This window comes from Paenibacillus sp. FSL H8-0034 (genome assembly GCF_038000305.1).
Taxonomy (GTDB): domain Bacteria; phylum Bacillota; class Bacilli; order Paenibacillales; family NBRC-103111; genus Paenibacillus_S.
This window is the reverse complement of sequence record NZ_JBBOBS010000001.1, coordinates 1,261,773-1,284,856: the sequence shown is the minus strand read 5'-3', so window position 1 is coordinate 1,284,856 and position 23,084 is coordinate 1,261,773. Positions and strand designations below refer to the sequence as shown.

20 protein-coding genes are annotated in these 23,084 nt (G+C 40.6%); 7 read left to right on the top strand and 13 right to left on the bottom strand.

From position 1 onward, the window contains the following. Positions 1 to 26 precede the first annotated feature (26 nt). The 11 genes from NST47_RS05830 to NST47_RS05780 form a co-directional block, all read right to left on the bottom strand. Complete coding sequence (locus NST47_RS05830; RefSeq protein ID WP_341154290.1) at positions 27 to 4,859, bottom strand: X2-like carbohydrate binding domain-containing protein; 4,833 nt, start codon at positions 4,857 to 4,859, stop codon at positions 27 to 29. Positions 4,860 to 5,151: 292 nt separating this feature from the next. Beyond that, positions 5,152 to 5,748 carry a TetR/AcrR family transcriptional regulator gene (locus NST47_RS05825; RefSeq protein ID WP_341154289.1) on the bottom strand — a complete coding sequence of 199 codons (597 nt, stop codon included), beginning with the start codon at positions 5,746 to 5,748 and terminating at the stop codon, positions 5,152 to 5,154. Between the two features lie 136 nt (positions 5,749 to 5,884). Further along, entirely contained in the window at positions 5,885 to 6,760 is an 876-nt protein-coding gene (locus tag NST47_RS05820; protein ID WP_341154288.1) for an IS3 family transposase, read from the bottom strand. 53 nt (positions 6,761 to 6,813) lie between these two features. Beyond that, positions 6,814 to 7,140 (bottom strand): transposase, encoded by a 327-nt coding sequence (locus NST47_RS05815; protein WP_341154287.1) that lies wholly within the window; start codon positions 7,138 to 7,140, stop codon positions 6,814 to 6,816. A 122-nt stretch (positions 7,141 to 7,262) separates the two neighbouring features. After that, positions 7,263 to 7,478 carry a hypothetical protein gene (locus NST47_RS05810; protein ID WP_341154286.1) on the bottom strand — a complete coding sequence of 72 codons (216 nt, stop codon included), beginning with the start codon at positions 7,476 to 7,478 and terminating at the stop codon, positions 7,263 to 7,265. Between the two features lie 1,021 nt (positions 7,479 to 8,499). Beyond that, a complete protein-coding gene (locus tag NST47_RS05805; protein WP_341154285.1) occupies positions 8,500 to 9,126 on the bottom strand; it encodes a type 1 glutamine amidotransferase family protein in 627 nt (208 codons plus the stop codon). Positions 9,127 to 9,236: 110 nt separating this feature from the next. After that, positions 9,237 to 10,199 (bottom strand): helix-turn-helix transcriptional regulator, encoded by a 963-nt coding sequence (locus tag NST47_RS05800; RefSeq protein ID WP_341154284.1) that lies wholly within the window; start codon positions 10,197 to 10,199, stop codon positions 9,237 to 9,239. A gap of 440 nt (positions 10,200 to 10,639) precedes the next feature. Further along, positions 10,640 to 11,572, bottom strand: coding sequence for a hypothetical protein (locus NST47_RS05795; RefSeq protein ID WP_341154283.1), 933 nt, complete (start codon positions 11,570 to 11,572; stop codon positions 10,640 to 10,642). A gap of 6 nt (positions 11,573 to 11,578) precedes the next feature. Beyond that, entirely contained in the window at positions 11,579 to 12,214 is a 636-nt protein-coding gene (locus tag NST47_RS05790) for a hypothetical protein (RefSeq protein ID WP_341154282.1), read from the bottom strand. 278 nt (positions 12,215 to 12,492) lie between these two features. Continuing rightward, positions 12,493 to 14,250 (bottom strand): hypothetical protein, encoded by a 1,758-nt coding sequence (locus NST47_RS05785; protein ID WP_341154281.1) that lies wholly within the window; start codon positions 14,248 to 14,250, stop codon positions 12,493 to 12,495. A 65-nt stretch (positions 14,251 to 14,315) separates the two neighbouring features. Continuing rightward, on the bottom strand, positions 14,316 to 15,410 hold the full coding sequence (locus NST47_RS05780) for a dsDNA nuclease domain-containing protein (RefSeq protein WP_341154280.1): 1,095 nt from the start codon (positions 15,408 to 15,410) through the stop codon (positions 14,316 to 14,318). A 277-nt stretch (positions 15,411 to 15,687) separates the two neighbouring features. Between NST47_RS05780 and radC the strand changes: the two genes are divergently transcribed. From radC to NST47_RS05760, 4 genes are all read left to right on the top strand, one after another. Beyond that, entirely contained in the window at positions 15,688 to 16,296 is a 609-nt protein-coding gene (gene radC / locus NST47_RS05775) for a RadC family protein (RefSeq protein ID WP_341154279.1), read from the top strand. 466 nt (positions 16,297 to 16,762) lie between these two features. After that, a complete protein-coding gene (locus tag NST47_RS05770) occupies positions 16,763 to 17,116 on the top strand; it encodes a helix-turn-helix domain-containing protein (RefSeq protein WP_341159612.1) in 354 nt (117 codons plus the stop codon). 105 nt (positions 17,117 to 17,221) lie between these two features. Further along, entirely contained in the window at positions 17,222 to 17,635 is a 414-nt protein-coding gene (locus tag NST47_RS05765; RefSeq protein WP_341154278.1) for a lecithin retinol acyltransferase family protein, read from the top strand. 19 nt (positions 17,636 to 17,654) lie between these two features. Continuing rightward, entirely contained in the window at positions 17,655 to 18,500 is an 846-nt protein-coding gene (locus tag NST47_RS05760) for a stalk domain-containing protein (protein WP_341154277.1), read from the top strand. Positions 18,501 to 18,555: 55 nt separating this feature from the next. On the opposite strand, the gene NST47_RS05755 is transcribed toward NST47_RS05760, so the two are convergent. Both NST47_RS05755 and NST47_RS05750 read right to left on the bottom strand, forming a co-directional pair. Beyond that, positions 18,556 to 19,584, bottom strand: coding sequence for a hypothetical protein (locus tag NST47_RS05755; protein WP_341154276.1), 1,029 nt, complete (start codon positions 19,582 to 19,584; stop codon positions 18,556 to 18,558). Between the two features lie 203 nt (positions 19,585 to 19,787). Beyond that, positions 19,788 to 20,813 (bottom strand): hypothetical protein, encoded by a 1,026-nt coding sequence (locus tag NST47_RS05750; RefSeq protein WP_341154275.1) that lies wholly within the window; start codon positions 20,811 to 20,813, stop codon positions 19,788 to 19,790. A 358-nt stretch (positions 20,814 to 21,171) separates the two neighbouring features. Between NST47_RS05750 and NST47_RS05745 the strand changes: the two genes are divergently transcribed. The 3 genes from NST47_RS05745 to NST47_RS05735 all read left to right on the top strand — a co-directional run bounded on the left by NST47_RS05745 (position 21,172) and on the right by NST47_RS05735 (position 22,941). Next, the gene (locus tag NST47_RS05745; protein ID WP_341154274.1) at positions 21,172 to 21,351 is read left to right on the top strand and encodes a helix-turn-helix domain-containing protein; all 180 of its coding nucleotides are present in this window, start codon (positions 21,172 to 21,174) and stop codon (positions 21,349 to 21,351) included. Positions 21,352 to 21,463: 112 nt separating this feature from the next. Next, positions 21,464 to 21,679 (top strand): hypothetical protein, encoded by a 216-nt coding sequence (locus NST47_RS05740; protein ID WP_341154273.1) that lies wholly within the window; start codon positions 21,464 to 21,466, stop codon positions 21,677 to 21,679. A 47-nt stretch (positions 21,680 to 21,726) separates the two neighbouring features. After that, the gene (locus NST47_RS05735; RefSeq protein ID WP_341154272.1) at positions 21,727 to 22,941 is read left to right on the top strand and encodes a site-specific integrase; all 1,215 of its coding nucleotides are present in this window, start codon (positions 21,727 to 21,729) and stop codon (positions 22,939 to 22,941) included. The last annotated feature ends 143 nt before the right edge of the window (positions 22,942 to 23,084 follow it).

Below are 23,084 nucleotides of genomic sequence, written 5' to 3'. Positions count from 1 at the left end.
TCTGATCAAACCCAGGAGATGGCGAGCTAAACTTCTACCGTATGGAGCCACACCGAATCTTCATGACTGGTCAACACTTCCGTATTTATATTTCCATACCCGTCGGGAAAGCTAACTCTTGGCGCCAACATCCTCATCAGTACGGTAACTGCCTCGGCCCTTGTTGTGCTGGCATTAGGGTCGAATTCATTTGAATCTTTACCTTGTATAATGCCAAGTTTCTTAATAACCGAAACTGCGCCTTTCGCCCACGTCGGAATATTCCTGTCGTCCGCAAAGCCGGTTGCGGCGTTCGCTTCGACAGACAAACGTGATGCATTTGCAAGCATCACGGCCATCTCGACACGCGCTATTTCTACATCCGGGCGGAAACTGCCATCCTCATAGCCACTTATAATTCCTGTTTGTACAGCCTGCGCGACCGCTTTCTGCGCCCATGAGCCGATCTTCGCTGTATCGGTGAACGTTAGTGCCGTTCCTTCTCCTGGCAGCTTCAGCATATTCATCAGCATCACAGTAAATTCAGCGCGAGTCACGGTATGATTCGGCTTAAATGTACCATCCGGATAGCCAGTGACGATTCCGTCTCTGACAGCTTGCTTAATGTGTGCCTCAGCCCAATGTCCGGCAATATCACTAAATGTAATTGCCGGGTTCGTATCTGTAGAAGGCTCCTTTGTCGGTACATCTGGCACCTGGTCATCACTTGGAATTGTTGATGGTGGGGTTGAACTGCCACTGCTACCCCCATTGCCACCACTTGATGCGCGGTTCACAGTAACTACATATGTCTTCGTTGTGCCGTCCTGTGCTGTCACGACCAGGTTAATGAAATTTCTGCCCACGTTCAGTGGAAACGATGAGGACACATCACCGTTTGTCAATGTGATTGGACCGCTTGTTATCGTCCCCGCATTGTTGTACACAGTAGCTGTTACCGTGGCATAGACAGCATCATGCAACGTCGCCGTTATCGTGATGCGACTCATGCTGTTCGTCACGTTCGCCGTATAGCTTGTCGTGGTTGCCGCAAATGTCGAGTTCAGTGTACTGCCCGACAACGTCAAATCGCTTAAATCCGCGTTGCTGCTTTTCCACTTCGCATACAACGTAACGTTGGAGGTTCCCATTGTGAAGGTCGCCCCCGCCGCGTAGCTCATTCCGTCTCCATCTGTTTGTGTGTTCCAGCCTGCAAACGTGTAACCCCTCTTGCTCAGATTTCCCGTATTGCCGTACACCGACACCGTAACTCCTTGCGCATAAGAGCCGCTATCCGTTGGCGTACTTCCAGACGTAGTGCCGTTGCCGTTATATGTCACTGTGTATTTATCTAGTGTGCTGTCCGGCACTGTTGTATCGCTGACCGTGATGGTCAGCGTCTGATCCGCTCCACCACTGAACGTGAATGTCAGGCTCGTGGTACCGACCAGCTGAGCAGCCAGGTAACTCTTCAGGATCGTCACCGTATTGCCCATCACCGTATAGTCGGTGCCAGACACAAGCGCCGCCGCTCCGTTGCTGATCCCTGCCAACGTATTGCCGTTCAGTCTCAGCGTCGTTACAACATCCGCCTGTTCGAAATCCTTCTTAGCGAAGCTGCCGGTATTCGGGCTGATCGTGCTGTTCGGCACTGTTGTATCGCTGACCGTGATGGTCAGCGTCTGATCCGCTCCACCACTGAACGTGAATGTCAGGCTCGTGGTACCGACCGGCTGAGCAGCCAGGTAACTCTTCAGGATCGTCACCGTATTGCCCATCACCGTATAATCGGTACCGGACACGAGCACCGATGCTCCGTTGCTAATGCCAGTCAACGTGTTGCCGTTCTGCGTCAGCGTCGTTTCTATATCCGCTTGTGCAGAAGTCTTCTTATCGAAGCTGCCTGTGTTCGGGCTGATCATACTGTGTGTCACGGTTGTGTCCGTGACAGAAAGGATCAACGTCTGTTTCTCTCCTGCGCTGAACTTGAATGTCAAGCTTGTTATTCCTAGCGGCTGCGTAGCCAGGTAACTCTTCAGAATCGTCACCGTATCGCCCGACACTGTATAGTCGGTGCCGTATTCAAGCGCAATGCCTCCGTTGCTGATATCAACCAGTGTGTTGCCGTTAAGCGTCAGCGTCGTTTCTATATCCGCTTGTGCAGAAGTCTTCTTATCATAGCTGCCTATGTCAGGACTGATCGTACTATTCAATGGTGTCGTGTCGCTGACCGCAATGGTCAGCGTCTGATCCGCTCCACCGTTGAATGTGAACCTTAGGCTCGTCGTGCCCACCGGTTGCGTAACCAGATAACTCTTCTGGATGATCACCGTGTTGCCCGCAATCGCGTAATCCGTTCCAGATACAAGTTTCCTTGTTCCGTCGTTGATGCTGTCCAATTCGTTGCCGTTTAGCGACAGCGTCGTTTCTACAACCGCTTGCGCAGACAACTTCTTATCGAAGCTGCCTGTATTCGGACTGATCGAACTGTCCAGAGGTGAATTATCCAGTACAAAGCGGCCCGATACAGCGTGTACCTCATTGCCTGCCGTATCCTTGCCTTGAAGGTGCAAGTACCAATCCCCATCCACGCCTTCTTTCGTCAACGCACTCCCATTATTCAACTGTTGCCAGCCCTCAGTTGGTTTTGAAGTATCACTTTGTGTCCATACATATTCCAGTGTTGATTCTACCAGACCGCTGCCGCCACTGTCAGCAACTGTTGCCGTCACCGAAGCCTTCCGCGCCGATGATCCGTTGCCATTCGGACTAAAGATGACCGTTGGCTTAGTCTTATCAATATTGATTGCAAGTGGAGCACTCAAGCTATTATCGAGTGCATCAGTCACCTTGAATACGATCGAGTTCATACCTTCTTGAAAGAATGCAATCGTACTCCCACCAGTATAAGCAGCTGCTGCTTCTCCGTTCAGCGACGAAGTAAAGGAGGTGATAGCGTGTTCTCCCGTTTCTACCGTAGCGCTAACCAGAACATTGTTGTTCGTCCATTCCCCGCTCGTATAAACGCCGCCATCGTTCGTCCTCGTCATCGTTGGCGTCAGCTTTAAGTCACCCGTGCTGATTTTGACAATGCGACTGGCGGTCGTCACATTGCCTATCGTGTCGAACGCCTGGAAGGTAATTGTATGCACTCCGGATGTGTTTAGGGTAATAGGCTCATCCGAATAGGTCGTCCATACCTTGCCGCCATCAAGAGAATACCTAATTAGTGTTATTCCGGTTTGCGCATCTGTCGCTGCGGCAGTGACTTTTATCTCTTTGTTTGTCCAGGTATTATTCGCATAGTCGTTACCGTCCGCTTCCTTCGCCGTCAAGCTAAGCACTGGCGGCGTGTTATCTATCAAAAATGGCGCTGAAGTCACCTCTGCCGAGTTCCCTGCATTATCCTTGGCCCGGATATGCAAATACCATTTCCCATCTGCACCGGCTTGCACAAATTGAGCAAATGATGTATAGGGAATGAACGAGAACCGAGTCCATCCGACGACAGGAGAAGAAGCGGTTTGTGTCCAGGCATATTCAAGCGTAGAAGCGACCACGCCGCTCGTTGCATCCGTAACCGTAGCACCAGCGTTAATCAATCTTAATGGCGCGGTGCTGCCATTAGGGGAAATTGCAATATCAGGCTTAACGCGATCGCGTGATACCGTTAAGGTATACGTTTTGGGCGCCTTCATATACGGTTCCACTCGAACCTTAATTACGGCTCCGGTCGTTGGAACCGGAACCGCGACCGTCTGGCCGCTTGGTTGCAGCTGATCATTGATATACAGCGCGGAATAATCAGTGTCTTTCAAAACTGCGTTAATTTGGACACTTGTTGCCCCTGGTGCAATGTCATAGTGATACGAGGTAACGGATGGCGAGAACGCAGTGGTCGGTTCGCCCTCCGCAAGCGTCAGGCCGCTCAACTCATTGTCGCCCGGCACTGATGTTTGCTCTCCCCAGCTGACAACGGTACCGTCACGCTTCAAGGCCAGTGAATGAGATATACCCGCAGCTATCGCAACAACGTCCTTAAGTCCTGCAGGAGGCGTCGCTTTCCCTCTGGTATCAGTCCCCCAGCCAACAACCGTGCCGTCACGCTTCAACGCCAACGCGTGGTTGTTCTGTGCCGATATAGCAATAGTTTCCCCTTGCAGCTCGCTCGGCACGCCCAGGATCCCGTTCCCTCTATCTTCCTGCCCCCAGGCCACTACTGTGCCGTCATTCTTTAAAGCCAATGCGAATAAATACCCGGCATCAATCGCCATAACATTGCTTAAACCCGCAGGCATGCTAGTCGCACCAGGTCCGTTCGAGCCCCACTCGACGACCGTGCCATTAAATTTTAATGCCATCGAATAATAGTTTCCTGCCGCTACCTTAACAACCCCGCTTTTCGCAGCCTCCGGTGGAATCGATTGTCCCTCATAATTATTCCCCCATGCGATCACCGTACCTGTTCCTTGGATAGTGGACGTTTCAACTAACATCAAGGTGTGCATACCAGCGCTTGCCATGGAGATTACATTGCTCAAACCGTTTGGAATATCCCTCTCTCCAACGTAGTTAGCTCCCCATGCAACAACCGTGCCGTTCGATTTGCGAGCCAGAAAGATCTGGTCTTTGGCGTATATTTCGACTACATCCTTCAGCCCCTCGGGAGGCTTGGCCCAGGTGGTGACATTCTCCCCCCATACGATAACGGTGCCGTCCGATTTCAGGGCGATGGAATTATCCATAGCCGCGGCAATCTGAGTTACTTTGACCGTTGTCGTTGACGCGCTTGCCTTTTCCATGATCGGCATCAATCCCATCGCTATAACAACGGACAAAAGCACCGCCAAATACCGCCGAATTCGTTTGTAATGATTCATATGTATTCCTCCAAACATAGATTTCGCTATATTTAATACTTATCAGACTGCTTTATCCGCGACCAAATCTTGCATCAACCACCCACCCTCTTCCCTATCAAAGAAATTATACTTTGCAGCAATAGCTTAAAACCCTTAAAGAATTCTTAATAGATTCAGAGAAATCGCCAATTGACGCGCCCTAGCCAGCTCCTTGGATGCGGCAGACTCGTCGAGTGACGTATTCCTTTAAATACTAAACGTAAGGTATATATTAAAACGGATTACTGCCACGGTCAATAAAGACATTGAACTATGACAGCAATCGGACCAACCCCTGGATCAAAGCTCGATCGTTCACGCCTCCGAACAGCGCGGAAAAGATCGTATACCCTTCATTTAACGCAATCACTTGCATCGCGGTCAGTTGGACATCTTTGTCTTGAGAGACCCAGCCTCGCTCTTGCAACACCCTCACTAGAGTAGAAATCTCGGATATCCATAATCCGTATTTCGCCTTCAGTCTCTCATGATGCTCGGGATGATGCTTCGTCTGCAAATAGAAGTCGATCAATACGACGATCCAGTTATCGATCCCTTGCAGCTTCTCTGCAAGATTCACCACGGTGAGCCTGATGACCTCTTCCAATGTCGTATCCGCCGGGCTGTAGCTTTTAGGTACGTCTGTCCACCCATGCGTCTGTTCATTCTGGTAATCCAGCACGTGGAAAAACAGCTCTTCCTTACTCTTAAAATGACCGTAGAAGGCTCCTTTAGTATGCCCTGTGCGCGCAACGATATCTCCTAATGTCGTTGATGTGTACCCTTTTTCGGAGAAACACAACAAGGCCGCATTTAGCATCTGCTGATAGGTAGCTTCCCTTTTTAACTGAAATTTGTTCTTTTCCAAACCGAACACTCCTCTTCTGAACCAAATATTCTTACTTCTACCGGATAAACACCCTTATGCTGGACACTACACCTCTTAACCAGCCGATTACATCGAATTCCTTAAAATTATTTCCATTAGCTTCATTTCTCTTGGTTTATACCTTAACAGGCTTAGGTTTTACAAGATTTTTCTTCAAGGCATCAAGGTATTCATAGGGCGATAGGTCGTAAATACTCCCATGGATCCGTTGCTGGTTGTAGTCTTGAATGAATTGCGTGACGATCTCGTAAGTCTGTAGATAGGTCTCAAATTCATGACGCCCATAGCATTCTGCCTCTAATATCGAATGGAAAGATTCAATATGTGCATTTTTGTTTGGCGTCCTGGGTGAGATCCGTTCATGGATAACTCCGAACGTTTCGCAGGCCTGTTCAAACAGGTGGCTAATGAACTGTGGACCGTTATCCGAGCGTATGAAGGGCTTCTCTTCCTTGGGTTTATCAAAGAGTTGGCGCTTCATCAGAGCTTCCTGGGTGATCTGTACCAGGTGCTTCGCCTCACAGGTTAATCCTAGGTGGTACGTAATCACCGCACGGTCAAACACGTCTAGGATGCACATAATGAAGAAGAATCGACGCTCGCCAGCAATCCAGCCATACTTAATATCCGTTTCCCGCAGCTGATTAGAACCTGTAAGGACTCGGTTGTTCGCCAGCCTTCTTGGGTGCTTCATTTTCAGCTTGCGCTGTGGCCTCAGAACCTCCAAACGCTTGCACAGCCTGTACACTTTCTTCTTGTTAATCACAAGCTGGTGGCGTCTTTTTAACAGCACTGTGAGCTTACGGTAGCCATAATTAGCCCCTTCACCAGCCAGAAACTCCATCAGCCATTCACCGATTTGTTCATCGCTAACGGGCTTGCCATCGCATCGATAAGAGTAACCAGGTGCAGGTCGGCCGCCCCTGTGGATCGGTTTCTTTTCGGTTTTATTCACATGTGTGTAATAAGTTGATCGTTCGACTTCCAACACACGGAGCACGAAGGCAATACCGTATCCTTGGCCGATGTACTTCTGGACAATCTCTATTTGATCCGCAAGCTGGGGTTCGTTTTTTTTAGCAGGTCTTTGAGAATTTCCCTTTCCAAGGCTTGTTCCGCTAATAGCTTCTTCAGTTTTTCATTCTCATGCTCAAGTTGCTTGAAATCTTCAGCAGTAGGGATAAAAGCAGTTTGCCTCTTGCTGGCTCCGTCCAACTGGTCCACATCTTTACGGTTCAATTCTTTGGCCCATCGCAAGACCATCTTGGGATCCAGTTCATGCTGCCGAGCTACGGCCGTAAAATTCCCTATCTCTTTCCCTTTTCGAATGATTTCCATCTTGAAATTAAGATCATATTGCACACGTTTCATAACGTTCCCCTCCGTCTACTTAATATTGTATTGGATTAAGGGGTGTGCTGTCCGAGTCTTCTAGGGGGCTAAAAAGGTATGTCAAAAGTTTTATTTTCATTTTCCTTAAATATCATTTTAAATTACCCCTTATTTTTTTTATTCTCTAAGACATTTTTTATTTGAGCCAACAAGTCTTGCTTACCTTCTAATTTTGCCTGCTTCAATAATAATCTAAATTTTTCTTTATAAATGTCTCCAAGATACATAGTAATGAATGAAAAGCCTAGTGCAGATAATAAAAATACGCTGTCCGGGATTTTCTCCTTAAATGATAGTATAAATTTATTGCTTTCCAATGTAGGAAGAATAACAATTACAATCAGAGCAATTCCATAACTGAGTACTTTAAATACTTTTGTTAAAGAAATCTTTTTTTTGTCATCAATGGGGAATCAAAGACTCCCGAAAGACTCATGAGAAAAGCACTTATCGATAACCCAAAAACCTGTATTGAACTTAAGGGTACATTCCCATAGAGAGCGATACATGATGCAATAAGAAAACCAAATCCAAAAAATAACTTCTCCAAGAAATAACCCCCCCCTATCAATTACCTTTATGTATGACGTAATAAATATCTATTAGTTACTATAGTGTATTAAGTTTGAGGGAGTATTTCCTTTCAAAAACAAAAACTCAAGCAAATTTATTAGCCTGAGTTTTTTAACAGAAACTGTATTCAAGGACGCTATTTATTTTCAAATTTTAATGTATAAACATATGTGAAAACTCCTGACTATGAAACAATGCCCCAATCTCTTTGAACGTGCCACTTAGGAGTCCAAGATACTAAGTCTAAAGGATTAAAATATTCTTCGGTTAAAATAACCTCTTTTAGTTGGCTTGGTAATATACTTAAGACATGACTTCCCGAGTCACTTGTGTAATCATACATATGGTACCGGGGAGACTTGTCTTTGTATCTGTTACTTGGTCCGTAATCAAAAGGGGCACATATACGTTTTAACGTATGCCCATCTTCATTGGAAAAAAAAGTTATGAGTATTTTCCTTCTTTCGTGAATAGCCTTAAGAAAAATATCGTGCATGTCCGACCCTCCATACTGGTTGAATTTTCCTAATATATAAATCTATTTTATCACAAAAATCATTATATGGTAGTCGTAAATCTCTACTTTGAATGAATGATTTGGTCTACAGAAAAAAGAAAACCAAAGCACCTTTAGATCACTATTTTTCAACAACAGAAGACTACATGCCCACCTGTCCTTCTTTTTACAATCTATTAGCGACCTGCCACACCTCATTTTCGAATCATCAATATAACCGATTCCACATGCCTTGTATTCCTAAAATGTCATTGGATTGAGCTCATTAGCTCGTAGAAGTATTTAGGTTCATGAGTTTTGTTAAGACGATACCAAGCGTCTAATGTTTTGGGAGAAAACACATCTAACGCTTTTAAAACATGAGCAGAAAATTCTAATGGAGCTACTCCGGATGCAGTGATCAATCCCTCATCGGTGACAACCGGTTCCGTATTGTAATATTCTTCTCCCGCGTAAGAAGGGCAAACCATTTTAAGGTAGGACAAGTCATTGCTTGTGTGCCAATGTGAATCCAACAATCCTGCTTGAGCAAGTCCTAAGGTAGCGCCGCAAATTGCTCCAACGACTATCCCTTCCTTTAAACACATCTCGGCCATTTTTAATATGGGTACGTGAACAGCTTCTGTCCATGTATTTCCACCAGGTAAAATCAGTGCATCTACGCTTTTAATGCTGCACTCATCCACTTTGATGTCAGGCATTATTTTCAATCCGCCCATTGTAGTTACTGGAGTCTTTTCCATCCCAACGGTGACTATTTTGGCAGGAGCCAGCCCCTGTCTGAAGTATCTTCCAGAGTTCAGTTCGGCGGCTAAATAACCTATTTCCCAATCGGACATGGTATCAAATACATAAAGATATACGGTATTATTCATTTCTAAGTGCTCCTCATCAGGTTTATTAGGTAACAGCAACCATTCATCTGTAATGAGTGGTTATCCTTATAATAAAACAACCTCACTGACAACTGCTGTCAGTGAAGCTGTTAAACTTGATAATATTCCATTAACTCTGAAGCAACCGCCACAAGTTTATTCTTTAGATTCTGCGGCTCTATAACACGAATGGATTTCCCATAAGGAAGAATGATTAACGGAACATGTGTATACAGTGCTTCTTTCTCAAGTAAAAAAATGGCTTGCGTCGATGTCCGCTCCTGCAAATGATGCTCCAAAAACCAATGTATGCATAGATCATCCAACGCCTCTGCCTTGCCGCTAATAATTAAAGAAATGTATCCGGATTTACCTGCTACATCTGGTAACAGATTATTCATAAAAAAAGTACGCGCTGAAAATTCATTGGGACGCGTAAATGAGAATGGCGTGCGTGTGATACTCAGAATTCGTTCTACCCGAAAGCTGCGGATCTCATTCCGCAGGTGGCAGAATGCAATGGTGTACCACTTATTGTTCCAATTAACCACGCCATAGGGGTCTATTACCCTATTGAGGGACTGCTCTTCATGACTGTTACGATAAGAAATTTCTACAGACCATTCATTTGTTACAGCGTGCTCCATTTCCTGCAATACCGGCTGTACAGCGGGGTATCCCCTGCGGTTTATTACTTCAAATCCGGCTAAATGACGGCTTAGTAACCTTTCCTGCTCCTGAGTCGAATACATTTTCAACTTGGATGTTGCATTCTCTAATGCCTCACTCAAAGGATACCCGGCTTCTTTTGCAAATAGGGCAGCATGAAGCAGTGTCTTTTTTTCATCCATACTAAATAACAGAGGAGATTTGATAAAATTGTGCAGCAAGCTATACCCGCCATTGTGCCCGGTGTCGGATATGATAGGGACGCCACTGGCACATAAGGCATCCATATACCGATAAACTGTTCTTATATTTATCTCTAACTTTTCCGATATTTGCTTCGCAGTCCATTTCTCTCCCGAATTCAACATCCATAGAATGGTTAGCATATTATCATTTTTTGGCATAACATAAACCTCACCTTTGACTAACACTATAATTAAATTCTAACAAACACTTTAAGTGTTTGCTAATCAACTGTATTCCTTTATTCTGGGCCTAGCAGTGTTGATACACTCCTGAGTTCCTTATTATGTTGACAATCCAGATATTTCGTCCGTTGATGACAATTCGTTGAAGTTTCTCAGCACTCCCTACGCACGGGACGCCCCAATTTTGAAAAACGCAGCCCCGACGGACTGCGTACGTTTATCGTGTATGGTGGACCTTAGAGGGATCGAACCCCTGACCTCATCGCTGCCAGTGGAGAGATGGGGCTTTGTACGTTAAGGGAATAGCGGGGGAAAGCCTTGTAGGACAAGGCTTTTTTGAGTTTTTTGTTTCTACGTTCGAATGCGCCGCGGCTCTCGGAAATGAAAAACTGTGACCAAAAATGTGACCAATCTCCTCAGTTCACTTTTGATACTGTTGAAGCCTCTAAAACATCTTGGGTTTCATAATCTTGAAAAATCTTATAACACAAGTATTTAATTAACTTTGCTGCTTCTTCATCTGAATTGATAATAAATTGAGAACTTTTATCCAGTTTTATATTGAGCATTTTAGAAATAGTCTCTCTATTTTGTTTATCAGCTATTCGTTCTATTCGTTCAGCTTTTAATGTTATAAACGTTCTTGGACTCTTATACCTTGAAGCCAATGATTTAAATAAATCAATGTCAGAAATTGACTCTGTTAATGCAATCTTTTCTATTCCTTTATGCTTTATTTTTTGCAAGGTTTTTTCAAGATAAAATAAGTCCTCAAATGTATGCGTGAATGCATATAAATTTTCACCGAATATAACAAAATCAGTTGTTAAATACAGACGGCAAATATCATCACTAAGCTGATCTAATTCATTATTTTCTTTAGAAGTCCTTTTATAAACAATTGATCTTTTATTTTCAAGTTGTATAATTGGGTTGCTCGTCTTGACGAAAGTAACTGATGACAAAGCTTCATCACTTGGTTGAGCGACAATTATATAGCCATGATACTTCCCTTTAATTTCAGTATCCGAAGCTGTGGCCACTCTTTGGATAAAATTAGTCCATTGTTCATTGATTATTTCATTTTTCAATTCAATTTTGTCGCATGATATCTTACTATTATTTCCATCGTATGTTTGGACTGACTCTATTTTTTTTAATTGAAACTCTCTTGTGCAACTGATTAAATCTTTACCATATTCACTTAAATACTTTGCATTTTTAAACCTCATCTTTGAAACAGTATAAGGATTATTCTTTCGGCGGTCTCTAGTATAAAAATATAGTGACCATGAATATGGGCCATTTTGCAAAGATTCAAACATAGATTCTAAGTATTGTTTGCTCACTATTAATTATGCCTCCTTTTTACCCAAACAAATATAAATATAATTATCAAAATCCCAGTATAAAATTTCGTTGTCTTTTTCCGTCATTAGATCATTTTTACTTATGATCAAGCTGTTTTTATAGATATACTTACCATTAAGTACTGAACATTCAATGTCACACTCGTACATTTTATATCCTTTGAATTCAAGCAGTATGTTTGTGTATACGTTGTTGTTTCGAACACACAATATAGCTAAGACTAAAAAGTAGATTATAAAAAGAATGATTTTTCGGAGATCAGAAAAATCAAATGCAATCATTGGTAATATATAAGCAAGCAAGAATTCTGAAGATAGTTTATTTGAACGTTTTACTTCTATTATTTTTCCACTCGGTTTAATTTCTAATGAGTTTTTATCTTTAAGAAAAATATTAATACTTACTATACTTACGCAATTAATAATTAAAATTATTATTATTGAAATTACTTCTAAGGTATTCGTTTTGAAAATGAAATCAAGAATTTCTACAAACCCAGAATTCTTACACATATTTTCATATATATTTGAAACTATTCCCCAAACATTAAATACTAAGATTGATAACCATAATGGTATAAATGATGTTATGAACATATTCCATTTGAATTTTTTATCCATTAATCTACTCCCTTTTCTTGTAGAAAGTCAGGTAGAAAAGTAATTAATTTTAAGGCTACTCACTATACTTCGTGGATTAAGTTACTATAGTCGAGATTGATAGATTGACGACTTGACATGAAGCCTCTGCGGGCATGATTACTTGCGAAGGGTGACACCACAAGGGTCTCGCCATGGCGGCTCAGCCCATAATGCCCGCCACTCCATGTAAAGTCACTCTATGAAAAATTAGTTCACCCATCACGTATAGCTACGAACCATTTTAAATTAATTAAAAATCAATGATCTAACTTCTTTGATTCGTCCGTTATTACTTGTAACAGCGCGCTTTCTTCTTTTAATTGATCAAGTTTTCTTAGTAGAAGAACGTGCGAAGAATACTTATCTTTAGTCAAGCATTTTTTATACTCTTTTAACCGAAATACATTTGCTGCTGTATCTTCTACTCCTGTTAGTCTTTCGGTTCCTACTACTACTTGACCTTTAACATCCATGAGTAGTTCCAAAGCTTTATTAATATTTCTTAAATTCTCATCATCTTGACCTTGCTGATTAGGAGTATCAATAACAAGCCACTTAAAGGGATTATCAATTCGGTTTAAATTATATAAATAGAGTGATATATAATATGCATAAATAACTCGGGGCAATTCACTTCCTGTATGCTTGAGTACTGGCAAGAAATTGCTTAGCTTCACATTGGCTCCAGACAATTCTAATCTTTCTAACAAAATACCCATGAGGACTTTAATTTCTTTAGATATTTTGTTTCGCCTGATTGCCGATTCATTTTTTTTAAGGCTTGCTTGAGTTTCTTCCCTAGTTCCAAAATATTTGTTTCTCATTTCCTTAATTCCTTCAATCTCCAAGTGACTCGTATTAATTAAATCATTTTTACCTTCATTTTTTAACGCTTTAATTACACTAGTATTCTCTTCAAGCAATCTCAATTCCCTTTTCATTTTTTTATAACTGGATTCAATCTCAACAAATCTTTTTTGATATAAAGTTAACTCCCTCTGTAATTCTTTTAAATCCGTTGCTGTACTTGTGAGAATATTACTTGCGGTTTGGACATCTTTAATCAATTCTGACTTTTCAGTAAGTTCGTTGAGATGAACAACCCCACAAAAAGGACAAGTAATAAGCTCATCTAAGCTAGAAGCATAAATATGATCTTCAACAAGCTCCTCAGAATATTTATTCAAAGCCTCTACAACTAGTTTTTTTTCATATTCTTCATTCTGAAGTTGACTTATTTGATTGCTCGTAGCTATTCGTTCTTTTTCAAGAATAGTTAGCTGTTCTAAAATAAGTTTACTTTTTTCAAAATCATCATCTAATGCATCTGTACCGGGTGAAAGAGAGGTATTCTGTCTTTCTCTTTCCAAAATATTTAATACAAACTCTTCTAAGGTATTTATTTTAGACTCAATCTCTTTGATTAATATCCTATACTTTTCTAACTCTTTTCTTAGTCTAAAATATTCCTCATTTTGATAGCCAACTATGTATTTAATTATTTGCCTTTCCCAATTTGGAACATATGATAGTTTTTCAAAACTCTTAGCAATTGAATGCCATCCTTTATCTTGGTCAATATATTGAAATGCAAAAATATATGGCGGTGCAACAGGCTTGTCATCCCCATTTTTCGTAATCCAAGTAACATGTATATCAAATAACTCTAAAAATTTAGTAGAGAATTCAGAGTATGTATATGTTCCAATATAAGATACTAACGTCAAATCATCAGAACTTGCAAAGAGCGTGTAGATATTTCCAGTACGCTCAACTAAGAAAAATGAACTACCTATACTAAAACTAACAATTGATCGTTTATTTAACTTTCCCCAATCTTCATCAAATTTTATTTCACACCCTAGTGAGTGAAAAATAGTTTTAATAATAGATGATTTCCCCGTTTTATTTTTACCAATTATTATATTTAAGCCTTTTGTAAGGGGCACCTCAATAGAAGACTCTTCTACCTTACTTATAATTATTATCTTTCTTATCGTCAGATCGTTTTCCATTAGATTCACCTTCTTTTTGAGACTTAAGCCTTAAGTTCCGAATTAGCCTTTTATATATCATCACTTTAGTCTGATAGGATCGTTTCATAGAACACGCCTCTCAACACAATAGAATTTATATCTTGATGAGTGTATCGTTTTAGAAAAGCTTCGATCAAATTTTCTGACAGTTCTTTTGTTACTACGGAGTCATTCAAAACTTCAAAGTTATTATCAATGAAGTCATCTACCTCTTTAATGAAGAACCGAATAACATCTTGGTATAACGTATCAGAAATATCCAATATTTTTTTATGGTGCTTCTTTAAAGCTCTTAGAATTGCATTACTTTGTAAATTGGATAAGCCATTTTCCATCAAATGATTTTCAATTAAAGTATACAATTCTTCATGTTTTGGAATTGATCTAAAGCTTTTCTCCAGATCATCAAAAATATCTGAAGAAATACCCTTTTTCTTCTTAAGTTCTTCATAACTGATAGGGGTCTTTATAATGGTTCTCGTTTTTTTCCTAACGGAGTCAATGATGTTTGTAAGCAATAGATATCCACTTTTTAAATCTAGATTGTATCTACTAGCCACTTCAAAAAAGACACCCTTAACTTGCTCCACATGACCTTCCAAAGATAAAGGGCTTTTGTTGAAAAATGAATTCTGAACGAATCTATCAAATACAACATCAAATTCAGATTGAGGCATCATTGGGTACTCTAATCTAATGTAATCTTTAATTTTCATATACAATGTTAGATCCTCTTGTTTCAATTCTTTCTGATCCTTTACTACTGATTGCCATTGTAAGACTTCATCATCAAAGTCCGCATTAGAAATAAAATGACAACTGCTACACTCTTTAGAGAATTTATCAAAGTTATAAAAAATAAATCCGAGGAAAGAGTTTTTATAACTACCATCTTTTCTTTTTGATTTTTGAAAAAGAGAGCTTAGCGTCCAACGCTCTTTAGTATCTGTTGTTTTCACTTGATAAAAGTTCATGCCAGTTGCTGAAGGGCCATATTCACTTTCTGCCATATCATCATGAAATTCACAAAATACTAAAAAAGTTTTTTTATTTTGAATGTTATCTAACATATGATATAGAATCCAGTGTGCCTGATATTCAAATCGATTATACGAATCCGATCCTGCTTTTTCTCTCAATTGTAAATTTAGTATATTTTGCACAAATACCTCCCCCTCCAATAAAAGGATCGTTCGAGAAGTGTCTCAAGTACTATTATTCGACCTTTTCCGATATTTCCCTTCTAATTTATTGATGCGTTATGCGTAATTCCCATATTTATATTTATATATTATTTCCCTGATACCTATGTATGATAGGTAGTCCTCGCAAGAGACTAATCATGCAGAAGCCGGACACAATTAAATGTGTTCGGCTCTTTCGTTATCCAATTTCACTTATCAGGAGGAGTTAAAAATGAACACACAACAAAATGAAAACTTGAAGTCGCTTCTGTCCCAATCTCTAAGAGAACGGCAGGACAGCTATACCATTCAACTGCTATTTGAACAGTTTCCTACGACCTTAGAACTATTAGATGCCACTGAACAGCAACTGACTGAGATTAAAGGTATTGGTATGAGTAAAGCGCGTCAAGTCACTGCAATGCTTAAGCTGGCAAAAGCTCTCACAGTACCTAATCACGAACAATACATAATCCGAAGCCCAAATGATGCACACACCTTACTCTCATCTGAACTTAGTCATCTAACCAAAGAGCATTTCGTATGCCTATTCTTAAACACCAAGAGCCATTTACTATCAAAGGAGGTAATATCTATAGGATCTTTAAATGCTGCTATCGTTCATCCAAGAGAAGTATTTCGCGCCGCGATCAAGAGGTGTAGCGCTTCTCTCATATGCGCACATAACCATCCCAGCGGGGACTCTACTCCGTCTCCAGAAGATATCGCATTAACCAAGAGGCTTGTGAGTGTTGGCGAAATCATTGGCATAGATGTACTGGACCACTTAATAATCGGAGCAGGTAACTTTGTTTCTCTAAAGGAACAGGGGCTGATGTAAATTGAAATTTCCAGTTGCACAGTACAGAAAAGTCGTCTATTCTAATATAGACTTTATTTTTCAAATCAAGAATATTGATATTAAATAATAATCGTTTACTTCAAAAGGATAGCTTGGAAATTCCTGAATGGGACGCTGTATGTTCCGTAGAGGATTTTTCTTGCCGTTCCGTGAAGTGGGCGATTTTTTTATTGCATTTAGTTCGTACTTCAAAGGCAGAAAACCAATGTTCTAAGTAAAAATTGATATTAGATCCATCTTTCCCATATCGTTTCTCAATAATTATACTCTTTTTCTCTGACAAGTAACTGAATTGTATTATGAGGACTATCTTGCACATAACGATTTTATTAAAAATTTGATGGTCAAGTCCCGCTTATATACGCTTCTTACTCTGATATGTCCTGTCGCTAGCGCAAAGCTTTATGATCTATTCTTTAATATAGAGGTGAGAAACGTGGATAGAATGAGGATTATTAGTGAAAATATTCGAACGTTGCGGCAGCGGAAAGGATTAAGCCAAGAACGACTGGCTCTGCTAGCTCGTATAAATACCAGCTATCTCGGACAAATAGAACGATTCGAGAAAACAAATCCGACAATTCAATTGCTCGACAAAATAGCACGCGGTTTAGGACTTTCCTCACATGAAAGCTTAATTAAGGAAATCGAAATAGGAGGTGAGCATCAAGATGATAAGAAGCAAGCGGAAAATAGCTTAACCGAAAAATTGAAAGCTCTAAAACAATTACGGGATGAAGGAGTTATAACTGAAAAGGAGTTTGAACAAACGAAAAAACAAATATTAATGAAGTTTTGAGTAACCCCGCCTCTTATATTGTCGCTTTTCACTATATGTGAGTAGTCCTCCAAAGAATTTTGAGAGCTTAGAGGAAAAATAAAATATCACAGGAGGTAAATTTCAATGAACCATCCGCTATCAGGTTTAGGTGAAGTGATCAAAAAAGCGACTAAAACAGCTGTTAATGCCTTTGAAAGTAGTCGCGCTGCTCCTATAAAAGCTGCTAAGGCATATTTCGGAACTGACCCTCATTTGGAGAATGGTGACCATATCAGTGTATATTGCGGGTATACGCATCATGGCCTCTACATTGGTAACGGAATGGTCATACATTATAGCAAATCTAACGGTAAGGGAATAATTCAAATGGATTCTTTAGTAACATTCAAGAATGGTAAAACAATAGAGAAACGTCATTCTTCTTTGAAACGAAGTCGTGATGAAGCTATAAATAAAGCCTACAGTAGATTAGGAGAGTCAGAATATAATTTAATTTTTAACAATTGCGAGCACTTTGTTACATGGTGCAGATGCTAACAAAAGGAGATAACTGTCTATGATTTCATTCAAGAAAATGACCATCGGCTTGACTGCCGTCTTTACTTTGTTCACTGTTACGGCTCCAGCAGCCTACGTTCATGCATCAAATGACAGCAACAACAAAAGTATTATACTGAAGGTAAACGACCCGTGGATGTATGTCAACAGCGGCACTGACCAAGATATTAAAATGCTTGATTCTGAAGAAGGTGCAACCCCAGTCATTCGCAATGACAGAACGTTACTCCCCATTGCTAACATTGTCAATGAATTTGGTGGAACAGTCAAATGGGATTCATCAGACAAAAAAGTCTCCATAGTCTTAAACGGCAACAGTATAAATTTGTGGATTGACAGTAAGAAAGCCGTTGTTAACCAAACGGAGAAGACACTCGATGTCTCGCCAACTATTATCAATAATCGGACAATGGTTCCTTTGAGATTTGTAAGCGACAATTTAAAGATAAAATTAGTCTGGGATGGAGACAACCAAATTATCGCTCTTTACAATGGTGACTACACGAATGTGCCTACAAGCTATGGGGAGTATTTTAAGTATGAGTCCAACACTCCAAACAACGGAAATGAAGGGAGCGATACAAAGGAAAGCACCGATACCGTTACAAGCGATAAACCCATTGATAAAAATGGAGTACTAATCGCTGTTGGAGACAGGGTAACTTACAGCTTCTTCTATGGAAAAGTTGAGAAGATTGATCGGGGCAGAGTGCTGGTTTCATGGGATAGCAAGAATAATCTCTGGCTGAAGGATGAAGATGCTGATTTTATGGCGGCACTAGCAGGCATAAAGTACAAATCCAAAAGCTGGATTGATGCTGCAAGTATTACTGCAGACAAATAAAAGTCCACAACTGCTTCACTGTATAAGGCGCTCAGCCCAGAGCGCCTTATATTTTTTACAATTCGAATAGGCAGGGCAAATAATCTATGCCCCACTTGATCGGAATAGTGACAGGATTTATGCCTAATTCATGCAATTGCTTCACACACTTCGCAAACTCACCCTTATCCATAACAGCATCCTTCGTCTTCCAAATTCCTCTTTTGGCATTGACCATCTCCAACATTCTCAGTAGAGCGGCCTTCTTATCTGCCCCGATCTTCTTATTTTGAATGATTTGCCTTGCCCTCGGTAGTGTATAGTAGTCACCGATCCCAATCGTTTTTTTGAAAAAAGAGCGGAGAATAGAACAAGCAATATCTTGATTAAGAAATTGGGTAAAACCTACCCTATTAAGTCCATTGGCGCGAATGGTTTGGTACACTTTATTATAATGACATTGAACCTCAAAACGAATCGTTTTAGAGGCTCTGTTATCGTTACAAGGCAATTCGTTTTCTTGCATTTGTATACCCTTATCATAACAATTGACGGTAAGTGTCACATGGCTGTTTTTCGATTTGGACTGACTCTTTCTAAAAATATAAAAGCTATTCTCGGGTGGTTCATAACGCTTGCTTGTCCGGTTAAAGATAACATATTGCTGAAAGCCGTCAGGAATATTGGCGCGGCGGATTAATTCCATGTATAGCTTGCTGTGCTGAGTGTATAAATTAACGGCGTAGTCTACTCTTTTCACGCTGTATGCATTTAGCAAATCAAGCATGAATGGTTTGAGATACTTGTTTCCTTTCTTGCTGACAAAGGCCTTCCTGATCGGATCGAATGCTTTTTTAAACGCTTTGATTATTGCCGCTTCATACCTTTCATCTGCAAGTTGATAATAATCGTTGCCGTCCAGCAACCTTATCGGATTCATTATAATTTCTAAAGCGGAGTAGCTTATGCCTTCCCCGATTTCTACATACCTAAGAATTAGTCTCAAACCCTGCTTTAACAGCAAATGACAGTGATAGGTTTCATCCTTTTCCTTGTAGAAACTCGTGTGCTGATGATTTGAGAGTTGTTGGAGTACATCAAACACTCCTGAATAAAAGTGGTAATTTAACTTGTAAAACATATGAACCGTATGCAACATAACAAAAAACCTCCAATCATATTTGATTTAGGTTTTTGTTACGCGCATTTTTGTTTTTTAATATAAGGCCATTATATTTCGATAAACAGGTGAACTGACTATAAGAATGAATCACTACACTTTCAAAATAAATATATACGTATATGTGACTATAGATAAATTTCGTTTTCGGACAAAAACTCCTCCAAACGCGCTTTATCAAGCACAAAGGCTCGCTTTCCATTACTCAGTTTCTTATCAGGCCGAAACTTCAATTCATCTCCTTCAACTTCTAATATCCCCATTTTATGAAGATGAGCATATAATTGACTGTCTACTTTGAAATTCTTGCCCGAACGTTTAATCTCTTCCGTTGTGTGCGATTTTACTATGTCAAATTTAATGCCCCACTTGGAGTCATCTTCCCAACCAATCATGCCTTCTTGCAATCTGGAAGAGTCGTTCATCGGTAACAATTTTGATTTATCGATTAAGCCTTTAATGCTTTTTAAAAACACAATTGATCGATATGTCATCTGATCCATTGTTATCTTTGGGTCTTCTGCACTTTTCCACATTGCAAATTGACCATCTTTCCTGTAATGGAAATACCCAGACTCCCTTCGCCCAAAAAATTCATCCACCCATCCGATACTATCGTCAAAAAGCACTCTCTCGTCGTCGTCTAAATATCTCGTTGAAAGCCATATTGAGCGCAATAAATACGGATATAGACTGTCCCGGTACAGGTAATAATCGTAATCCAGGTAGTTAGGATTAATCCATTTGCTCCCTGCGAGCGTTTCATTAAGCAAATCCAATTCTATGTACTTGTATGTATGCCAATTGATTCGGACATAAGCTCCGATGCTCAGGCCCGCCTCCTTAAATCGCTGTTGCTCATCATCAAATACCCGAAGTCGATATTTGGGAATGATAAAGAAATTACAGATCGGTTTCCCATCTTTCTTTGACTCATCATCCTCATCTTCATCCTCTTGAATTTGCATAATTCTTTTTCTTGATACTTTCAACAGCTTATTTTCTTCAATTAAAAAATCCTCTCCCACTTCCGAGAAGATCGCATTAATCTCTTCCTTCGCCTTCTCAATTTCTGCAAATTCCTCAGGGTTTTCTGTACGTCTTACGTACCGGACTGCCTTTGAGGAGAAATGAGCGGCTAAATCCTTTATCACCTAATCACCTGCTTTCTGTTTCATAAGAAATAATTTTTAGACGTACATCGTTTTAATTAAGCATTTCCCAAACACTCATAGTCCCCAAAGCCAGTACAAGCACTCCAATGAATCTTCCATTTAATTTCGGGGGATTTGGGGAAGCCGGGAATAATGGGAAAGTTGGGAAGTTATATTTTTAGACTTAATCTTGAATTCTGCTCAAAGCCGCTTGCAGCAAGGTAGTGATAAGAAATCAGTAACAATCAAATAAGGGACAAACAAATGAAACAGGGGACCACATAAACTTTGCCAATCTCATTTCGTGTTCCCCTGATTTTCGTTTCTATATTATACCTTGGAGAAGGAGGAATGACTATTGTTTTACGATTACGATGATATCGTTACTGTTGAAACACTAATGGAGATGCTCTGTATAGGCAGAAATTCAGCTTATTATCTGCTGAAGAGCAATCAGATTAAATCGGTTAAAATAGGACGTACTTACAGAATCCCTAAGCAAAGCGTTCAGGAGTATGTTCTAAACAGTTTTCGGTAACCACGCGAGGCAGCAACGAAATAAAACCAAACTTAAAAAAAGGAGCAGTATCCCGCAGCAATCGCTGCGGGATATTTTTGTTTCCCTGATATTTGCGAAAGAGGTGTCCGCAATGAACAAACAGCTATGGGCCGCTCTTGAGGATGTTCATCTTCATTCCCGCCTAGCCAGTCTCGCCAGAAGGCACGTAAAGCTGGTTTTGGAGTTTGGAGAAGGAACAACCCATTCCACACGAAGAGTTGCAATTAAAGTCGAAATACAGCGGCTACGCTATGAAAGAGATGCATTAATTGAATCCTCCGTTCGCTCGGTTTCCAATTCAAAATAATTTGTCCTCTAACACAATTGTAATCAAAAATATTGGAGGTATTAAATATGCAGACAAAAATTAACAAAGATGAAACGAACGGAACCTATTGGTTCGTAGTAAGCGCCGGAAAGGATGAGAACGGCAAACGAATGCAAATTAAACGCCGTGGCTTTCGAACGGAGAAGGAAGCAGCGAGAGAAATGCGGAAGCTTTTGCAGCAAGTCGATGACAAAACGTATATCAAGAATGCCAAGATCAAGTATCATGAATTTCTCGAAGGCGAATGGTTGGACAGTAAAGCTCTAAAGCTGCGACCCGTTACATTAGGAACATACAAGCAGAACATTCTGAATCACATCAAGCCTTATTTTCAAAATCAAGAGATGAGCAAAATCACCACGCAAATGATCGAGAAATTTTATGCACACTTGTTCCAAACCAAAGGGTTGTCGGAGCGGACGATTCAGGACATTCATAAAATTGTAAAAAGCTCGTTCCAAACGGCTGTAAAACGTAAACATCTTTCCTACAGCCCGGCAGCAGAGGCAGAAGCACCTAAAGTCCCGAGAAAGGAAATGAGCGTATGGAATCTGGACGAGTCTGTGCGATTCCTCAAACTTTGTGAGACATATGAATTGCATCTTGCATTTCTGCTAGCGCTGACCACCGGAATGCGGCAATCTGAAATATTAGCGCTGAGATGGAAAGACGTAGATCTTGAACAAGGCGTGCTTTATGTTCGTCAAACTCTCAGCCATGATGGAAAGCAGATATATCAGGATACCAAAACGAAATCAAGTATGCGAAATATTACACTGATTGATCGAACTCTTGGAGATTTGAAAGAGCAGAAAAAGAAATACGAAAAGAAACGGAGCTCTGCCGGAGCGTTCTTCCAAGACAATGATTTAGTCATATGCACCAAGATTGGAACCCCTGTCAATCCTCGCAATCTCCTCCGCACGTTTTATGACCTGATGAAGAAGGCCGACGTCCCTAAAATCCGCTTCCACGATTTAAGGCATACGGTTGCCACATTAATGCTTAGCAGTAATATTAATCCGAAAATTGTGAAGGAAATTCTTGGGCATTCCGATATTAGAGTGACCCTCGACACCTATTCTCATGTATTACCATCCGTTCACAAGGAAATTTCAATTCAGTACGGTAACATGCTGTTTGGAACAAAGCATGAGAAAAAGGAAAAAGAAGCTTTCTCCTCCATTCCACCGAGTAGCTTATTCGATCCCGGTTCTGAATCGTCTATGACGATTCAATAATTAGCCCTCAAGCTACTGACCGCCTCTCAACAGAGCTTTCAGAGCGGTACAAAATGAATTGCCCTGCCTTCATCAGAGGACAGGGCGATTGCTTCTCTTTGCGAAAAAGTAATGTTCTGATCGAATCCCATCAGCCCCCGAAA